General features: G+C 48.4%; 16 protein-coding genes and 1 pseudogene. 7 read left to right on the plus strand and 10 right to left on the minus strand.

Annotated elements, in window-relative coordinates:
* Positions 1 to 12: 12 nt before the first annotated feature.
* Positions 13 to 774 carry a type I methionyl aminopeptidase gene (map, locus tag ACZGCQ_RS15750; protein WP_371742190.1) on the plus strand — a complete coding sequence of 254 codons (762 nt, stop codon included), beginning with the start codon at positions 13 to 15 and terminating at the stop codon, positions 772 to 774.
* A gap of 77 nt (positions 775 to 851) precedes the next feature.
* Here map and menC read toward each other — a convergent pair whose 3' ends face one another.
* The 6 genes from menC to ACZGCQ_RS15780 form a co-directional block, all read right to left on the minus strand.
* Positions 852 to 1,922 carry an o-succinylbenzoate synthase gene (menC, locus tag ACZGCQ_RS15755; RefSeq protein ID WP_481266810.1) on the minus strand — a complete coding sequence of 357 codons (1,071 nt, stop codon included), beginning with the start codon at positions 1,920 to 1,922 and terminating at the stop codon, positions 852 to 854.
* Entirely contained in the window at positions 1,919 to 3,292 is a 1,374-nt protein-coding gene (menE, locus tag ACZGCQ_RS15760) for an o-succinylbenzoate--CoA ligase (RefSeq protein WP_481266811.1), read from the minus strand. Before menE ends, menC begins: the two co-directional genes overlap by 4 nt.
* A gap of 72 nt (positions 3,293 to 3,364) precedes the next feature.
* Positions 3,365 to 4,189 (minus strand): 1,4-dihydroxy-2-naphthoyl-CoA synthase, encoded by an 825-nt coding sequence (gene menB, locus ACZGCQ_RS15765; protein WP_023469886.1) that lies wholly within the window; start codon positions 4,187 to 4,189, stop codon positions 3,365 to 3,367.
* Positions 4,190 to 4,207: 18 nt separating this feature from the next.
* Complete coding sequence (gene menH, locus ACZGCQ_RS15770; RefSeq protein WP_481266812.1) at positions 4,208 to 4,984, minus strand: 2-succinyl-6-hydroxy-2,4-cyclohexadiene-1-carboxylate synthase; 777 nt, start codon at positions 4,982 to 4,984, stop codon at positions 4,208 to 4,210.
* A complete protein-coding gene (gene menD, locus ACZGCQ_RS15775; RefSeq protein ID WP_481266813.1) occupies positions 4,981 to 6,624 on the minus strand; it encodes a 2-succinyl-5-enolpyruvyl-6-hydroxy-3-cyclohexene-1-carboxylic-acid synthase in 1,644 nt (547 codons plus the stop codon). Before menD ends, menH begins: the two co-directional genes overlap by 4 nt.
* Positions 6,614 to 7,999, minus strand: a complete 1,386-nt coding sequence (locus tag ACZGCQ_RS15780) for an isochorismate synthase (protein ID WP_481266814.1) — start codon at positions 7,997 to 7,999, stop codon at positions 6,614 to 6,616. Before ACZGCQ_RS15780 ends, menD begins: the two co-directional genes overlap by 11 nt.
* A gap of 159 nt (positions 8,000 to 8,158) precedes the next feature.
* Here ACZGCQ_RS15780 and ACZGCQ_RS15785 point away from each other — a divergent pair, with 159 nt between their 5' ends.
* From ACZGCQ_RS15785 to ACZGCQ_RS15800, 4 genes are all read left to right on the plus strand, one after another.
* On the plus strand, positions 8,159 to 9,052 hold the full coding sequence (locus tag ACZGCQ_RS15785) for a 1,4-dihydroxy-2-naphthoate polyprenyltransferase (RefSeq protein WP_481266815.1): 894 nt from the start codon (positions 8,159 to 8,161) through the stop codon (positions 9,050 to 9,052).
* Positions 9,053 to 9,230: 178 nt separating this feature from the next.
* Positions 9,231 to 10,142, plus strand: a complete 912-nt coding sequence (locus ACZGCQ_RS15790; RefSeq protein WP_029340887.1) for a guanosine-inosine kinase — start codon at positions 9,231 to 9,233, stop codon at positions 10,140 to 10,142.
* A gap of 28 nt (positions 10,143 to 10,170) precedes the next feature.
* A complete protein-coding gene (locus ACZGCQ_RS15795; protein WP_034785907.1) occupies positions 10,171 to 10,599 on the plus strand; it encodes an NUDIX hydrolase in 429 nt (142 codons plus the stop codon).
* A gap of 86 nt (positions 10,600 to 10,685) precedes the next feature.
* The gene (locus tag ACZGCQ_RS15800) at positions 10,686 to 11,594 is read left to right on the plus strand and encodes a YihY/virulence factor BrkB family protein (protein WP_029340889.1); all 909 of its coding nucleotides are present in this window, start codon (positions 10,686 to 10,688) and stop codon (positions 11,592 to 11,594) included.
* A gap of 51 nt (positions 11,595 to 11,645) precedes the next feature.
* Here the strand turns inward: ACZGCQ_RS15800 and ACZGCQ_RS15805 are convergent, their stop codons facing one another.
* Positions 11,646 to 13,595 (minus strand): heavy metal translocating P-type ATPase, encoded by a 1,950-nt coding sequence (locus ACZGCQ_RS15805; protein ID WP_481266816.1) that lies wholly within the window; start codon positions 13,593 to 13,595, stop codon positions 11,646 to 11,648.
* A gap of 185 nt (positions 13,596 to 13,780) precedes the next feature.
* Between ACZGCQ_RS15805 and ACZGCQ_RS15810 the strand changes: the two genes are divergently transcribed.
* Together ACZGCQ_RS15810 and ACZGCQ_RS15815 are read left to right on the plus strand one after the other, a co-directional pair.
* Complete coding sequence (locus tag ACZGCQ_RS15810; protein WP_481266817.1) at positions 13,781 to 14,710, plus strand: DMT family transporter; 930 nt, start codon at positions 13,781 to 13,783, stop codon at positions 14,708 to 14,710.
* Positions 14,711 to 14,873: 163 nt separating this feature from the next.
* Complete coding sequence (locus ACZGCQ_RS15815; RefSeq protein ID WP_481266818.1) at positions 14,874 to 15,161, plus strand: hypothetical protein; 288 nt, start codon at positions 14,874 to 14,876, stop codon at positions 15,159 to 15,161.
* Positions 15,162 to 15,202: 41 nt separating this feature from the next.
* Here ACZGCQ_RS15815 and ACZGCQ_RS15820 read toward each other — a convergent pair.
* The 3 genes and pseudogenes from ACZGCQ_RS15820 to yfkAB form a co-directional block, all read right to left on the minus strand.
* Positions 15,203 to 16,357, minus strand: a pseudogene (locus ACZGCQ_RS15820) (MFS transporter); the annotation flags it as partial.
* Positions 16,358 to 16,425: 68 nt separating this feature from the next.
* The gene (locus tag ACZGCQ_RS15825; RefSeq protein WP_029340894.1) at positions 16,426 to 16,608 is read right to left on the minus strand and encodes a hypothetical protein; all 183 of its coding nucleotides are present in this window, start codon (positions 16,606 to 16,608) and stop codon (positions 16,426 to 16,428) included.
* Positions 16,609 to 16,697: 89 nt separating this feature from the next.
* The gene (gene yfkAB, locus ACZGCQ_RS15830) at positions 16,698 to 17,810 is read right to left on the minus strand and encodes a radical SAM/CxCxxxxC motif protein YfkAB (RefSeq protein WP_029340895.1); all 1,113 of its coding nucleotides are present in this window, start codon (positions 17,808 to 17,810) and stop codon (positions 16,698 to 16,700) included.
* Positions 17,811 to 17,812: the final 2 nt, after the last annotated feature.

Consider the following 17,812-nt stretch of genomic DNA (forward strand, 5'->3'; position numbering starts at 1 on the left):
GAGGAAATGAAAGTGTTAGATTATGATTACGAGGCATTACGAGAAATTGGACGAATCGTCGCCATGGCACGCGATGAGATGGCGGATGCCGTCAAACCCGGAATCACGACGAAGGAACTCGATGACATCGGAGCACGTATCCTGAAGGAACAGGGGGCAGAGTCTGCTCCAATCGTCATGTACGATTTCCCAGGAGCGACATGTATCAGTGTCAACGATATCGCAGCACACGGTATCCCAGGGAAGTATGTCATTCAAGAAGGCGATATCGTCAATGTCGATGTCTCGGCTGTGAAGAACGGCTACTACTCGGACACAGGGAAGACGGTCATCGCTGGAGAAGCAAAACGTCCGGAAGATGTCCGACTCGTTGAAGTATCGTTGACGGCACTTGAGAAAGGACTTGAAAAAGTCAAAGCCGGAACGAAGGTCAACCAGATTGGAAAAGCGATCTACGCTGAGACACGTAAGAGTGGTTTCACGGTCATCCGTAACTTAGCAGGACATGGTCTCGGGAAGACACTTCATGGTGAGCCAGAATCTATCTCGAACTATTTCAATCGTGAAGAAAACGATTTGTTGAAGGAAGGGCAAGTCATTGCTGTCGAGACGTTCATTTCAACGGGAGATGAGTTCTGTATCGAAGATGAGCGGGATGGTTGGACGTTATACACACCGAACCGGAGTCTCGTCTCACAATTCGAGCACACTGTCGTCGTCTTAAAAGACGGGTATGAGATTTTGACGAAAGTCGATGGCAAAGAATCGTTCTAAGAAAAGCTCATATAGTAAAACACGAGAAGAGGCAAAGGAAATTAATCCATTGCCTCTTTTTTGTCGTAGTGTTCTTGTTACAAGGAGATTCGAGAGGTTGCCAATTTGTTCAATTGTGATTCGGATACGGCCGGAGCGGAATACCGTATGTGTCCGTGTTCGACATGATACGGAGTCTCGAGCAAATCTTCTTCGAAATAATCGGCAGTACTTGCCATATCGATTGGATAAGCGAGTCCAGGAAGTGTTGCAAAAGCAAGGGTCTGACGACGCCCAATACCGCTCTCGAACATTCCGCCGAGCCAGTAAGGCGCTTTTTGTCTAAGGGATAGGGCATTCGTCAGTCCACCGACGCGTGCCGGCTTGATATTCAGTATCTGACCGGCGTGGAGCGCCTGCATCAAATCGGTATCTGCTGGAGTGACGATGGATTCATCGAGACAAATCGGTGTCTGTAAGAGTGCGGCGAGTCGTTGATGCCCGGACCAATCCGATGCTGCGAGCGGTTGTTCCATCATAACGAGACCAAATGAATCCCACTGTTGTAACAGAGGAAAGTCCGCTTCAGTAAAACTACCGTTGGCGTCAAACATCAAAGGCGCATCAGGAAAAGCGGCGCGAACCTGCTCGAGAACGCCCGTGTCTGTCGGAGCGAGCTTCAGTTTGATCCGTCCATATCCGGAGGCGATCGCTTGTCCTACGGCTTCGACGGTTTGTGCGGCAGAAGCCCGTCCGAGTGCTTTCCCGCAAGGTACGAGGGATGATTCATCACCTCCGAGATACGTGGCGAGCGATTGCCTGGAAGCTGCTGCGAATAATTCATAGATTGCTCCTTCGAACATCGCCTTTGCCATCGGATTACCTTGGATGATGCGGAAACGATCCGTGACGTCTGCTGGATGATGGAGTGGCTGTTCAAGTAACTGATACAGCAGCGGGGCGACTCCTTGGAGAGAGTGTTGTGTTTCGGACGTATACCATGGTGTATCGAACGCGGCACCTTCCCCGTAACCGATTCGCCCTTCCGAATCGGTCAGGCGTAAAATTGTCGTCCGGCGCACGGTCAACGTTGAGAGGGCGGTTTGCATCGGACGCCGAAAGACGAGTGGAACATCGAACAGTTCGGCAGAGCGTAGTGCAATATTCATAATGACTCCTTCAGTTGCTTGCGTAACAATTTGCCATTCGCATTACGCGGTAAAGTGCTGTGATAGACGTAATCAACCGGACACTTATATTTAGCGAGCAATTGACTGATCTCGGTTCGGATGGTTGTCTCTTCAAGGCTACTGACGATGAAGGCGACCGGAACTTGCCCCCATGTAGGGTCAAAGCGTCCAACGACACCTGCTTCTTGAATCCCATTGATCGAGAGAAGCGCTGATTCGACTTCAGCCGGATAAATATTTTCTCCACCTGAGATGATAAGATCACTTCGACGATCGAGAACATAGAGGTATCCATCGGCGTCCAGTCGTCCTAAGTCCCCAGTCTTGAAAAAACCATCTGCCGTAAAAGCGTCTGCCGTTTTCTCTTCCTCATGAAAATAGCCTTTCATGATCGTTGGTCCTTTGACTTCGATTTCTTGATGACGCGTGATGCGGATTTGTGTCGGATGAATTGCTTGTCCGGCCGAGCCGATTTTTCGTAAAGCATCCTCGGGCAAGAGAGTTGCGATTTGGGAAGCCGTTTCCGTCATGCCGTATGTCTGCATGACAGGGATGTTGCGGTCAAGGGCTCGCGTCAGAATCGGTAATGGAACAGGACCGCCTCCTGTCAGTACGACGCGAAGCGCGTGACGACGTAGCCCAGCTTCGAGCAACCGGTCGAGCATGACCGAGACGAGTGAGACATGGGTAATCTTTTCCGTCGTGATCCAGTGCAAGGCGCGTTCTGGGGAAAAATGTGGCTCGAGGATGATCGGCACTCCGTAGATGACCGCCCGGTAGACGACGGCTAACCCACTCATATGAAATAGCGGTGTGACGATCAAAAAACGATCCTCTGGCAGTGATCCGATATGACGCGCGGCGTTCGTCGCACTCGAGAAATGATTCAACATTGTTTGTTCGACGGCTTTCGGATGTCCGGTCGTACCACTCGTAAAGAGCATCGATTGGACGTATTGCTTGGGCATATGACGGATCAACAGGTCAGGGGCTTCTTTTTCATAAGAGAAAGCCACACACGGGATCCTTGTATCGAGTGTTCGGTCCGTCACGATGAGCCGTACATCTGCTTGTTTGAATTGACGTAATACTTCTGTCTGTGTCAAACGTGTGTTAATCGGAACGACGGTCAATTCGAGCAACTGAGCCGCATGAAGTGCGACGATGTAGCGCGCACTCGATGGACCATAAAGAGCAATCCGGTCTCCGCGTGTCACAATCGTCGCCCATGTACTTGCTAAGCGGTGAGCACGTGTATACAGTTCAGACCACGACCATCGCTCGGTTTCCGTAATGAGCGCGACGTCATCTGGTTGTTCTTTTGCCCGTGTATAGATCCAAGGATACAAAATAGTCACTTCCTTTTGAGATGAATATACGAAAAAGGTTCAATGTCAGAAGACGATTGAACCTTTTTTTCATTATGGGAAACGCGGGAACTGTCCGAAGTCCGGATTGCGTTTTTCTTTGAATGCATCGCGTCCTTCTTTTGCTTCGTCTGTTGTGTAGTACAGCAACGTAGCGTCTCCAGCGAGTTGCTGAATCCCTGCAAGACCATCTGAGTCGGCGTTGAATGCCGCTTTGAGGAAACGAAGAGCCGTTGGTGAATGTTGAAGGATTTCAGCACACCATTGAATCGTTTCTTGCTCGAGATCTGCGAGTGGAACGACCGTGTTGACGAGTCCCATATCAAGTGCTTGCTGTGCGTCATATTGACGGCAGAGGTACCAGATTTCGCGCGCTTTCTTATGTCCAACGACGCGTGCGAGGTAACCAGAGCCATATCCAGCATCGAATGAACCAACTTTTGGACCAGTTTGTCCGAAGCGGGCGTTGTCTGCAGCGATCGTCAAGTCGCACACGAGGTGAAGGACGTGTCCGCCGCCAATCGCATAACCTGCGACCATAGCGATGACTGGTTTTGGGATGACACGAATCAAACGTTGAAGATCAAGGACGTTCAAGCGTGGAATTTCGTCGTCACCGACATATCCACCATGTCCGCGTACCTTTTGGTCTCCGCCAGAACAGAATGCGAGATCGCCTTCACCTGTTAAGATGATGACGCCGACATTTTGATCGTCACGTGCACGTGAAAATGCGTCGATGAGTTCGTGAACCGTGTGTGGTCGGAACGCATTGCGAACTTCAGGACGGTTGATCGTGATTTTTGCGATCCCGTTCCATTGTTCATATTTGATGTCTTCATAGCTGCGGGCTGATACCCATTCCGGAGCATATTTCATTTGAATTCCCCCAATATGTTAGTGATGAATAAGTAGATTCTCTACCATTGTAACAAACTTTTGCGGTTGGTCGATATGTGGGGCGTGCGAAGCGTGTAAAATCACGTGAATTTTTTCAGGTGATGCCGCGCGTGAAGCGATGGCACGGAATTTTTCATCCTCTGCCCCGACGATCCAATCAATCTCTTTCGGAAGGCATGACCAAAGGGATGGCATGCTCCCTGTACCTTGTGCACGTAAAGAAGCACTCAGACCTTCAACCGTTTGGGACATGCGCTCCTGACGCAGTTGCGTGCGTTGCTGTTCTTTGAGAAGGGCTTGGGGTTTAAATAGTCCAAGTGTCTCCCAGTAATCGATGAAAGCATTGAGTCCGTCTTTTTCAAGTCGCTCCGCTAACTTTCGATCCGATGCACGACGTACTTTTCGCTCGCTTGCCGTCTGGATACCGGGTGTCGTACTAACAGCAATCGTCCGAGCGATTTGTTCAGAGGCGACGCTCAGCATTAAAGCAATTCGTCCACCCATCGAATATCCAAGGACGATCCATGGCTCGGATCGCGTAGCGAGCAGTGCCTCGAGATCCTTGACCTGTTGCGTCAAACGCATTCGTTGCTCAGACGCCGGTGTCGTTTTTCCATGTCCCATCAAATCAAGACGGTAGACGGTGAAGTGGGTCGATAAATGCTCACTTAGCAGGTCCCACGTCGAGAGGGTGCCTGTAAAACCATGAAGCAATAGGAGCGGTGGACCCGATCCCTCGATTTTCACATGATACGTATGCCCACGCAAAATCATTGGAACACCTCGGATAGCGCTTGATTCGTCACGTCCCAGATCGAACGGTGCATCTGTACGTTCTCTGTTCGTGTCGTCTTGACTTCAAGAATCCGAGTGACGTTCGTCTCTTCCGCAAGTGCTTGACGTAACGCGGCGATCGAATCGATAGCCTGATAAGTTACGCCGTAGCCGGAGGCGAGAGAAGCGAAGTCGAGATGCTGCGGTGTGCCGAAGAGTGGTTCGAAGACTTCTTGCTCAAGTTGTTGTTGCGGTAAAAAGCTAAAGATGCCGCCACCCGCATTGTTGACGAGAATGATCGTTAGCGGAAGCGTCCGTGCTGTCATCAGACCGTTGATATCATGAATGAACGCCAAGTCACCGACGAGTAAGTAGCGATGCTTGGCGTCAAACGTTGCTCCTAGCGCACTGGAGAGAATCCCGTCAATCCCGTTCGCTCCTCGGTTCGCGAGTAGACGAAGCGGTGTTCCTGTCGGTAGGAACGTATCGACATCCCGGATTGGCATGCTGTTCGAAACGAAGAGACTTCCGTCCTGTAACGTCGCCAATGCACGGACGACGTTATATTCCGTCATCTTTTCTTGATCGATTGTCGCAAAAGCATCGGCGACGCGTCGCTCCGCCTGTTGCAACAGTGTCAGATACGCAGGATCATGTGGAACGGGTTCGTGATGCGCGAGTTGTCGCGCGTGACCAATTACGAAATCCGAATGAAGTTGCGGGTCGCGCCAGTTTCCTGGATGACCGACGACTGTCGTCGGAATATCCCGAGACCAAAGCAGATAAGGTTTTGACGTCGGCATAGCACCGAAACGAATGATTCGGTCTGGTCTGACGTGCTGAGCGCTAGCGGGATGTTTGAGCCATGTATCGTAATAGGCAAAAACGTGAGCATCATGCGATTGTCGTCCTTGACTGAGTGGATCCGCTAACACCGGAATCCTTGCTTGTTTCGCATACGAGATGACAACCTGACTGTCCGCCGCAGTAAGTTGTGGTCCAAGTACAAACAGAAGACGTTCTTCTTGAAGTGCGGTCGCTAAAGCGTTGTTTACTCCCGGTGTTGGTTCAGGTAAAACACCGACCGGACGCCCTGTCCGTAAGAGATCGAGTTCCGGTACGAGGGGTTCACGTAACGGAACATTGATTTGAACCGGTCCTGCTGGTTCCGTCAGGGAGAGTAGGGTTGCACGTTGTGCGACATGAGCGACGTAAGGAAGACTTGCTTCTTCTGCTAAAGGAAGATCAAACGCATGCCGAACCTGCTTTCCGTACAGACCGACCTGATCAATGGCTTGTGGCGCACCGACATTCCGTAATTCGTGTGGTCGATCGGCGGTCAAGACGATCAACGGAAGTTCAAAGATATTCGCTTCAGTCACTGCTGAATAATAGTTTGTCGCAGCGGTACCGCTCGTACAAATCAACGCAACGGGACGAACGCGTTCGTCCGTCCGTGTTAGACCTAAAGCAAAAAAACTAGCCGACCGTTCGTCAACAAGGACGTGGGTACGGCTAGAAGGATGCAGAAAAGCAGCAATGGCAAGTGGTGTCGAACGGGAACCGGGACTGATGACGAAGTCCCGGACACCAGAAGCGACGAGCGTATCAATTAACGTATGCATCCACTTAGTCAACATAAATATCATCCTTTTCAATCGAACCGACGTGTCCAAGTGCTTGGACCATCGGTGATAGTTTAGTTTCCGTCTCTGCCAGTTCACTATCGAGATGAGAGCCTTCGACGAGACCACAACCGGCATAAAGAATGACCGCCCGTTCTGTAAATAATCCAGATCGAATGGCAACGATGAATTCCCCGTCATCCTGTCCGTTCATCCAACCAACAGGTGAACCGTACCATCCTCGTTCGAACGTCTCGATTTCTTGGATGGCATCGACTGCTAACTGCTTTGGTTCGCCCCCAAGCGCAGGTGTCGGATGCAGTTTTTCGATTAATTGGAATAACGTCACATCTTCTTTTAAATGAGCTGTGATCGGTGTATAAAGATGTTGGATATGGCGATTCTTCAAGAGAATCGGTGTATCCGGACAATCCAGTTCCTCTGAAAAGACAGATAATGTTCGTTCGATCGAATCCGCGACGATTCCGTGCTCCACCCGGTTCTTTTGATCTTGTAATAACGATTGACCGAGTGCTTCGTCCATCTCATCCGTCGCGTGACGTGGTGCAGAACCAGCGACGGCTGCCGTTTCAAGACGACGTCCACGTTTTAAGACGAGTCGTTCCGGTGTAGCGCCGATGAAGGCTTCTTCCGGATTCGGTTGGAAACAGAAGACGTAGCTGCCGGGCTGCGTATCTTCGAGTTCAGCGACGACAGCGGCTACGTCGAGCGGACGATCCAGCTCATAGACGACTTCGCGCGCCAGGACGATTTTTTCAAGTGTCGTCTCCAAGTAGTGCATCGCTTGATGGAACGAAGCTTCAAAGGCTTCATTTCCGTCCCGCGATAGTCGTAAGCGCGTGACGCCTGTCGAAGTCGATGCTTGCGGTTGATTGACTTTGGCGAAATCGAGTGCGAGTTCATTTAAAATCGAATCGACTTGATCCATAGGCTCGACGCGAGCAAAAATCGTCACACGTGTCTTGCCATCTTGTTCTAGAAATAAAAACTTCGGAATCGTCATCGAAGCGTCTCCGAAGGAAGACCAACGATAATCCGGTTGTTTGAGCTCGGTAAACGAAAATCCGCTGAACGCAAATAAATCATGACCGACATGATCGCGATTCAAGTTTGCCCATTGCGATTGAATCCGTAAAAAACGATCCGTTCCTGAAGCCTGAAGTTGTTGTACGATGCCAAACCCGATGGCCCGCATCGAGCGATCAGGTGTCGCGAAATAAAATCGTTCCTCGATACCCTGTTCGAGGGAACGCATGTCAGTTGCTTCGATTTCCCATGAATACGAAGCGAGTATAGGTCGTTGTGAGGCGTTCGCCTGACTGACGGCCTGTTCGATACACTGTTTTAGCTCTTGTTGAGCGTAAGCCATACCGCTCATTGCCCCCTAGTCTATAGATACTGTGATATGTTTCACTTAATCTAAGTGTAAACTTTTTGCGGACAAAAAAGAAGGAATAAGCTATCTCTGATTGAACATTGACAGCAAAAAACGAAACCCGATACACTTAGACAGGAAAGGGGTTATTATATGAATAAATCAATCGCTGTCTATTGGCGAATGACACGACCGCATACGTTAACAGCAAGTTTTGTTCCGGTCGTCGTCGGTACGGCAGTTGTCGCACCACGCGTGGAATCGATACGCTTGGATTTGTTCGTGGCGATGTTGATCGCGTCGATGCTGATTCAAATCGCAACGAATCTGTTCAATGAATACTACGATTACAAACGGGGTTTAGATACGGAGGAATCGGTCGGAATCGGTGGATCGATCGTGCGTGATGGATTCAAGCCGGGAACGATCCTAGCGTTCGCACTTACATTGTACGGGATTTCGGCATTACTCGGTGTGTATCTGTGTATCGAGACATCGTGGTGGTTACTTGTCGTCGGACTCATTTCGATGTTCGTCGGATATATCTATACAGGAGGACCGCTACCGATTGCCTATACACCATTTGGAGAAGTCGTTGCAGGCTTTTTCATGGGGTACATCATCATCGCGATCTCTGCATACTTGCAAATTGGTTATGTACCAACGGAAGCCGTTGCGATTTCGGTACCTGTTGCCATCTTGATCGGCTCGATCCTGCTTGCGAATAACATTCGGGACTTGGATAATGACAAGGTCAACGGACGTAAAACGATTGCCTGTCTCGTCGGACATCGTCGTGCCGTATACGTCTTGATCGCATTTTTTGCGGCAGCTGTCCTGTCTCTCATTATTGCTGTACTCGCATTCGAAGTCTCATGGTTTGCGTTACTCGCGTTGTTAAGTATTCCACTCATGATCAAAGCAGTCCGTCTCTTCTGGGAAGACTTGCCACCGGAAAAACTGATGCCTGGTATGGCACAGACTGGTAAAGTGAATACGATTTTCGGACTCTTACTCGCAATCAGTCTCGTGATCGCGAATATCTAATCTTAATTCAAAGTAGCAGGCGATTCGCTTGCTACTTTTTTTACGTGAAGATAGGGAACAGTTAGAAAAAAAGTACTTCGGTTGTCACTGATTTAAAATTTTACTATAATTGAAGCAATGTGCCTGAAAGATCAAACAAGGTCGGAAATCAGGAAATATGGTTAGAGGTGGAACTGAAATGAATAAAATCGCGGTAATCGGAAAAGTATTCGTCGACATAAAAGGAACTTCGTTCGCTCCTTTGCATAAGGATGCGAAAAACGTAGGAGACATCACGTTTTCAAATGGAGGAACAGGACGCAACGTAGCACAAAATCTAGCCGTCCTCGGGAATGAAGTTCGCTTTATCTCGACGGTTACGAATGATCAGATTGGCGTGGGAGTGCTCGATGAGCTGAAATCCTACGGTGCGAATGTGGATCACGTCGAAATGTTAGAAGATCATGGAATGGGTATGTGGCTAGCTGTCATGGATAACGAGGGTGACTTGCAAACATCGATCTCGAAACAACCGGATGCTAAGTTGCTCGAAGAGGCGATTTTACGTCAATCGATCTATGCACTCGATGGAGTCGATGCCGTTGCAATCGATTTGGATTTGTCCGTCACGGTCTTAGAACGTTTGATTCATTTATGTCGTAAGATGGAGTTGCCATTGTTTGGTGTTTGTGGTCACTTGAGCGTCATCGAACGAAATCGTCATCTGCTACAAGGGTTCACTGGATTCATTTGTAGCCGAGAAGAGGCTGAAATTCTGTCTGATCTATCGATCGTGACGGTCGAAGATGCGATTCATGTAGCAAATGAGCTAGCGAAAAAGGGCGCTCCGTTTACGGTCGTGACGATGAGTGAACTGGGGGCGGTCTACGTTGATCGTCGTACGGCGACATCAGGTCACGTCGGAACGAAAAAAGTGAAGGTTGTCGACTCAACGGGAGCAGGCGATTCCTTCTTCTCCGCAGTCTTGTCCGAATTGACACAAGAAAAGTCAGCAGAAGAGGCTTTGAAGCTTGGTATGAAGGTCGCAGCAGAAGTCATCGCTTCGACAGAGAATGGACTCGTTCCTGAAATGCTAGATGCTCTTCAATAAGTAGAAATGATAAAAGGGAGGTGGCGTCATGCCGATTCAACGAAGTGCAATCATTTTACGAAACGAACAGGATGAAATTGCGTTGATTCGACGGGATAAACCGAACGAAACGTATTATGTCTTTCCAGGCGGTGGGAAAGATGACGGAGAATCGTTAGAAGAAACAGCGATTCGCGAAGCACATGAAGAACTTGGAATCGACGTGGAGTTGACCGGTATTGCCGCCATCGTCCGTTTTAATGGATTCGATAATCCTTATTTTTGGGCGAAAACAATTGGTGGTCAGTTTGGCACGGGTACGGGTGAAGAGTTCGAAGAGGAAGGATCGGGTTATACACCGGTCTGGATCAAGCGTTCGGAGCTACCTTCGTTACCGATTCGTCCACCGTCACTTGCCAAACAGCTGGCAGAAATGACAGAACCATTCTATGAATTAATCCTTTCTGAAAACGAATGAGGTTTTAGTTGAAATAAAATGGGAAAAGTATATTAAAACAATGAGGTGGTCTTCGACTGCCTCTTTTTCATGAAGGAGAGATGACGATGGCGCATTCACGCGATCCAAAAGGGCTTGCCCTGAACTTAAAGCAGCGAATGTCCGATCATAATATCACGGATTATGCAGGGACACTCGCTTATTACTGGTTTTTATCCATTTTCCCAGGAATCATTTTCGTCATTTCGGTCTTATCATTCTTTGACATCGATCGTCAGACACTCGAGTCACAAATTCGGGACCTAGCGCCAGGCGGAGCCGTCAATACGTTCACGGATACAATTTTCCAAGCCATCAAAGAACCGCAGGGTGGTCTGTTATCGATTGGTGCCATTCTTGCTGTCTGGTCTGCTTCCAAAGGGGTCGATCGTTTGATCACGACAGCAAACCATGCCTATGGTGACTTCTCGCCCCGTGGTTTTGTCGCAGCGCGTGGGATTGCCTTGTTACTCACGATCGTGCTCGGAGTCGGGATGTTGTTGCTGATCGTCTTGAATGTGCTCGGTGGTCCGATCATTACGTATCTTGCCAACTTCGTGTTGCCGATCGATATGGGGCAAAAAATCCTACTGACGGTCTTACGATATGTCGTGTCGACGATTCTATTGATTGGTATCCTGTCGATTTTTTACCGCGTCGCACCAAAGCGTCCGATTACATTCAAAGAGGCAATTCCAGGAGCCGTCTTTGGTGTCATCGTCTGGCAATTATTATCGGTTGGATTCGGATTTTACGTCTCGAACTTCTCGAATTACAATCAAACGTACGGTTCGCTCGGTAGTGTCGTCATCTTGTTACTATGGCTCTACTTCACAGGGCTGATCATCTTACTCGGTTCTGAATTGAACGCATCATGGGAACGGTTCATGAAAAAAGCGGATCCAAAAAAGATGGAAGAAAAGCGCTTGAAGGAACAAGCGGAACTTGATGCCATTCCGACGAACACGTTCGGATGAAAATACGAAAAAACGTCTGACTGCCTTGCGGCAATCAGACGTTTTTTCGTGTTAAGCAGCTAATCGTTTCTCAGATGAACGCTGTGGAAGACTTGGTAAAGCATCCTGTTGAAGAAGGCGTAAACCGTTCAGGATGACAAGAATCGTTGATCCCTCGTGTCCGACGACAGCGAACGGCATGATTAGGAACTGGGACAAATTCGATGCGATCAATAGGAGAATGACACCGATCGCTAGCGTGATGTTTTGTTTGACGATCCGGTTCATCTTCCGTGCCTTATGCACGGCATAGGCAAGGCGACCTAGGTCGTTTTTCATCAAGACGACGTCAGCGGTCTCGAGCGCGGCATCTGTTCCTTCACCCATTGCGATACCGACATGTGCTAGTGCAAGGGCAGGGGCATCGTTAATGCCGTCACCCACCATCGCGACGGTCCGACCTTCTGTTTGGTATTGCTTGATATAGCGGACCTTATCTTCCGGTAGACATTCAGCAACGAAATCCGTTAATCCTGCTTCACGTGAGATGGCAGCTGCCGTGACTGGATTATCACCTGTTAACATGATCGTTGCGATGCCGAGATCATTTAAGGCAGCAATCGCTGTTTTAGCCTCTGGGCGAATCGTATCACGTAACGCATAAAGCGCTACAATCTGTGCTCCATTACTGACATAAACGATCGTATGCCCTTGTTCTTTCAGTGACTGTTCCATCGCGACGAATGGATCGTCTAAACCATCGTGGAATGCCCGTTTACCGATACGATAGGTGATGCCATCGACGGTTGCTTCAATTCCGTATCCTGTTACATCTTTAAACGTTGATGGTTCGCGGACATCGGTTTTTAAGTGATTGACGATCGCTTGTGCGAGCGGATGGTTCGACTGTGCTTCGATGGAAGCAACCGCTTGCTGAACTGTTCGAACGTCCATGCCTTCCGCATAACGACTTTCAGTGACGACGGGTTTCCCTGTTGTCAGTGTACCCGTTTTATCGAAGACGATCGTGTCGACTTGTCCGAGTGTCTCGATGTGTGCGCCTCCTTTAAACAGAACGCCATTTTTCGCAGATGCGGCAATTGCAGATAAGGCAGCAGGCGTAATCGATGCAACAAGAGCACAAGGTGAGGCGACGACGAGAAGAATCATCGCGCGGTAAATACTTGTCTCAAACGTCCAACCGACGACGTAATGAGGGAGGACCATCATGAGTGCGACAACGAGGAGGACGATTTTGACATAACGGCTTTCAAAGCGTTCGATGAACTGAGCAGATGGTGATTGCTCACTTTGTGCATTTTGGACCATATGAATGATCTTTTGGAACAACGATTCGTCAGCAGCTTTCGTCATCTCAATCGTCAAGACCCCATTCATGTTGACAGTTGAGTTGTAGACGGTATCGCCCGTTTGTTTTTCAACCGGAATCGATTCACCTGTAATCGATGCTTCTTCGATCGCTGCTTGACCACGAACGATGACACCATCGACCGGAATTCGTTCACCGGGACGAACATAGACGAGGTTACCGACCGCTAATTGTTCGATTCCAACGACTTCGAGTTGTCCGTTTGCATTCAGACGTGTTGCTTCCTCAGGTTGTAAAGACATTAAACTTTGTAGGGCGCGTTCGTTCTTATTCATCGTATATGTTTCAAGGGCGCCAGATAACGCGAAGATGAAAATGAGGATCGCACCTTCCATCCAGTAGCCGATGGCAGCAGCACCGATCGCTGCTAAAATCATCAGCAGTTCGACATTCAACGTTTTTTCTTGATACGTCTCCGTCAATCCTTCCTTCGCTTTTGCATATCCTCCGATCACATATGCGGATAAGTACAATGTGACATAAACGGCAGACGCCGCATTGAATTTTTCAAGTCCGTAAGCAACTAAAATCAATATTCCGCTAAACAATGCTAGAATCAATTCGTGATGCTCATCCCAAGCATGACGGAATACGGAACGCTGTTGAACATCGGTAGTAGTGGAAGTCGTCATATTAAAACTCCTTTCGAAATGTAAATGAGAAATGAAATCATTATAGAAAGAGAATGAGAATGTGATATATCAATGAGTTTAACTGATTGATAATGAGTTTCATTGTCTCTAGATTATAATTATTATTATCTGTAGAATTACTATACCATGCTTCAGTGAAAAGGAACAGGAAAGGAACTAGAAAGATGCAAAAAATTTTAACCCATCGGATTGGACTCGTCGTCTTTGCGTTATTGACGACTTTTTTGTGGGGAAGTGCGTTTCCCTTCATAAAAAAAAGTTATGACTTATTACAGATCACGTCTTCGGAATACGGAGAGCAACTGCTGTTCGCAAGCTATCGTTTCTTTTTGGCAGGTGTGCTGTTACTTGTCGTCAGTGTCCTCGTCTTCAAACAGACGATTACGCTGAAGGAGCGGACCTATGCCTATAGTCGTCTTGGCTTCTTTTTGACGTTCTTGCAGTATGTCTTCTTTTATATCGGTTTGTCGTTATCAACCGGCGTACAAGGATCAATTATTGCGGGATCGACTTCGTTCTTCCAGATGTTGCTGGCTCATTTTCGATATGAAGACGATCGACTGAATCGGTTTAAAGGACTCGCCTTATTCCTTGGATTCACAGGTGTTATCTTGGCCAACTGGCCGCAAGGGGGGCAAGGTGTCTCGTTTGGAGTAGGGGAAGGATTGTTGATTGCAGCAATGGTTTCCGGAGCGTTCGGTAATTTAATCGCGAAAGAATACTCGGCACATTATCCTGTGGCACCGATGACTGGATGGGCGATGGTCATTGGATCAATCGGTCTCTTCATCGCAGGAGTCATTCTCGATGGTCACGTCGCACCGTTCACTTTTTCAACGACAAGTGCTTGGATGCTCGTGTATCTTGCCTTCTTATCAGCAACTGGATTTACGCTTTGGAACTTACTGATGAAATATAATCCGGTCAGTAAAGTGTCATTGTTCATGTTCTTCGTACCGATTTATGGTGTCAGTTTATCGGCCCTGATTTTGGGCGAGACGATTCCACCGCAAGCGTTGCTCGGATTACTCTTCGTCGTAAGTGGTATTTTAGTCTCGACGTACCTTCCTGTTTGGTTTCAAAAGCGAGGTTGACGAAGATTCAGAATCGTGCAAAAATAGTTTCAATCAAAGTAACTCCCAATCGTTCGTTGCTTAAGCCGACCTGTTCGGCTTTTTTCTGTACGGTCAAGTGAAGACCGATTCGGCCTTGTCTGAAAGGCTAGTGCGACTATAAAACGGAAGGAGATGAAAACGAATGGAACGGAATGAGATCGTTCGAAAGATCATTGCCACTCGTCGTCCACGTGATGAGTTTGCCCGGTTCGTCGTAACGTGCGTCAGTCAGCAGTTGAAGGAAACCCATGGAGATGTGGATGTGGAAATCATCGAGGCGGAGAGAGGTTACGATTCAGTGTGGTCAATCAACGGTCGAGAGGTCGTCGTGCTGCTCGAGACAGAAGAGCTGAATCGTGCAAAAGAACAGCCGTATGCGATCGACGATAAGCTCTGGCGGAGTTTTCGGCAAGAAGGAATCGTGAAATAAAACAAAGGATCTTGCGCATGATTAGCGCAAGATCCTTTGTTTTAGATCCGGGATGATTCGTGACGTTTCGCGTATCGTAAGAGAAACGCAAGTGTCGCTAGGACCAGAACGAATAGACTGAAATAAAGCATAGCTGGAAGCAGAACGAACAAGCTGCCAGCAATCGGCCCAAGGATCGAACCAAGACTAAAGGCAATCCCTGCAAGCAAGTTGCCCGTCGGAAGAAGGTGTCGCGGTAACTGTTCCGTCATATAGGCGACACCGAGCGAGTACGTCGAGCCAAGTGCCATCCCGCTGACAGCAAAAATCGCAAACAACCAACCGTATCGTTCGAAGACGAAGCAAGCAACCAGGAAAGCGACAGAGCCAATCGAAAGAACGGTTACTAACGTCCGACGTTTTCCGAAGTGATCAGCAAGTCGTCCAAGTGGAAGTTGCATGATCAACGAGCTGACGACGAATGTCGTGATCAAGGTACTCGTCTCAGATAGACCGTACCCGTTACGCGTCGCAAAAACGGGAAAACTGGCATTCAGTGTGGCTTCGAGAAAACCATATGTAAAGCCAGGAAGTAATGTAAACCAAGCGGTTGATAAGACAAGTCGATACCGTGAGGCAGCACTTTGTAGCTCCTCCGGCATGACGGAGGATGGTTTTTCGTTCGGCAGACGCGATAACAAGATCAGGACGATGACCGTCAATGTACCAGTCAACACGAACGGTAGCCAGTTGATGACATCGACGAGAGGTACTGCAAGAGGACCAAGAGCAAAACCAAGACCGAATGCCATCCCGTATAGTGACATCGTTCGTCCTAACCGTTCATTTGGAGTAATGGACGTCACCCAAACTTGTGATCCATAGTGTAACGTCTGATCACCAAATCCGACGAGGAACCGTAAAATCATCCAAGCGATGACGCTCGGAAGGAGTGGAAATAAGAAAACGGCCACTGCAACAAGAGCGAGTCCGAACGAGATGACCGGAATATAACCACGTCGTCGCAGTGGACCTTCCATGAGAGGGGCAGCGACGATGACACCAATGTATAGAACGGCAGCGCTGAGACCATTGATGAAGGCTGGAGTCCCTTGACGTTCAAGTAAAATAGAGAGCAATGGAATCAGCAGTCCTTGCGTGAATCCGGAAATGAAGACGATTGATAAAATGAGAGCAAAACGACGTGACACAAGTAACGACGACCTTTCTTTTTTCTTTTAGCATAACACGCCCCGGTCTCTGAAACGGGAGACCGGGGCGTGCTTCATTTATTTTCTTGTTCAAAACGTGTCGGACGCGGCATATGCAGAAGATGTTCATCCCAGTCTGTCTGATCGAACACTTCATCATGTTCGATGCTGTGTGAAGTACGAATCCCAACCATCATGACGAACAAGACCATGCTGAACGTACCGATGATTGCGACAATACCTACGAGCCATTCCATCCCGGTCACCCCTTTTTTTAGAAAACAGAATGTGTCTACTTTGTGACATTTTTCCCGGGACGCCATCGTTCAAAACCTATTTTTCATTCTTAAAGCCGGCTGGATTGTTTTGTGAAATCAATCTCAGGGTAATATGCGTTTTTTACAAGCGCGTTTGGTCCAAGGCATTGCACAGCAGGACAGTGACACGACAAGCTTTTATTCAGTTCTGTCTCTTGCCACTGGGCATATGCATCGTTGAAGGACGTCTCGTGAATCGTACCGAGCGAAGCAAGTTCGTCGCCGAAATCGGTCACGATGATTTCACCGTCAAAGATGTTGACGTTAAGACGAGAACGACCATCTGGGTCATTGCGGACCGATACGTTTTTCTCCTGACGCAAGCGACGGTGCAATTCTAAATCTGCCTCTTCCATCGAACATGCGTAGAAAGGAAGTGTTCCGAATAACATCCAGACGTCTTTATCCCGGACGTCGAGCAAACGGTGGATCCCGTCGCGGATTTCAGACAAGCTAGCTGCTTCGATCATTGACGCGAAGTCAGCGGGGTACATGGGATGCACTTCATGACGGACACAGCCCATATCGACGATTTCCTTATGGATTGCTTCAAGATGTGGCAACGTCCGTTTATTAATCATCGTCTCAGCAGACACGATGACACCTCGTGCATTCAGAACACGAGCATTCTCTTTCATCGTCTCGAAAAGTTTCGTCCGTGCTTCACGTGACGGTTTTCGTTCCATCATCGCAAAGCCGCCATCGATGAAATCGTCGGCTGTTCCCCAGTTATGTGAGATGTGCAAGACATCTAGATAAGGAATGATTAATTCATAACGGGATAACGGAAGTGTTAAATTTGAGTTGATTTGGGTTTTAGCGCCACGTTCGTGGGCATACTTAAGTAAAGGGACGACATATTCCTTGACGGATTTCATCGAAAGCATCGGTTCTCCGCCTGTGATTGAGAAGGCACGCAGGTGTTCGATTTCATCCAGACGTTGAATGAGTAGTTCGACTGGGATTTCAGGTGACTCGCTACTGGATAACATGTAACCGACGGCGCAATGTTCACAGCGCATGTTACACAGTTTTGTCGTCGTGACTTCGATGTTCGTCAAACGGACGGTGCCGTATTGTTCAATGTCACGATAAGCTTCCCACGGATCGTTTGCGATCGTGATGGGTGATGATTGTGGCATGG

The organism is Exiguobacterium sp. HSB13, assembly GCF_056764755.1.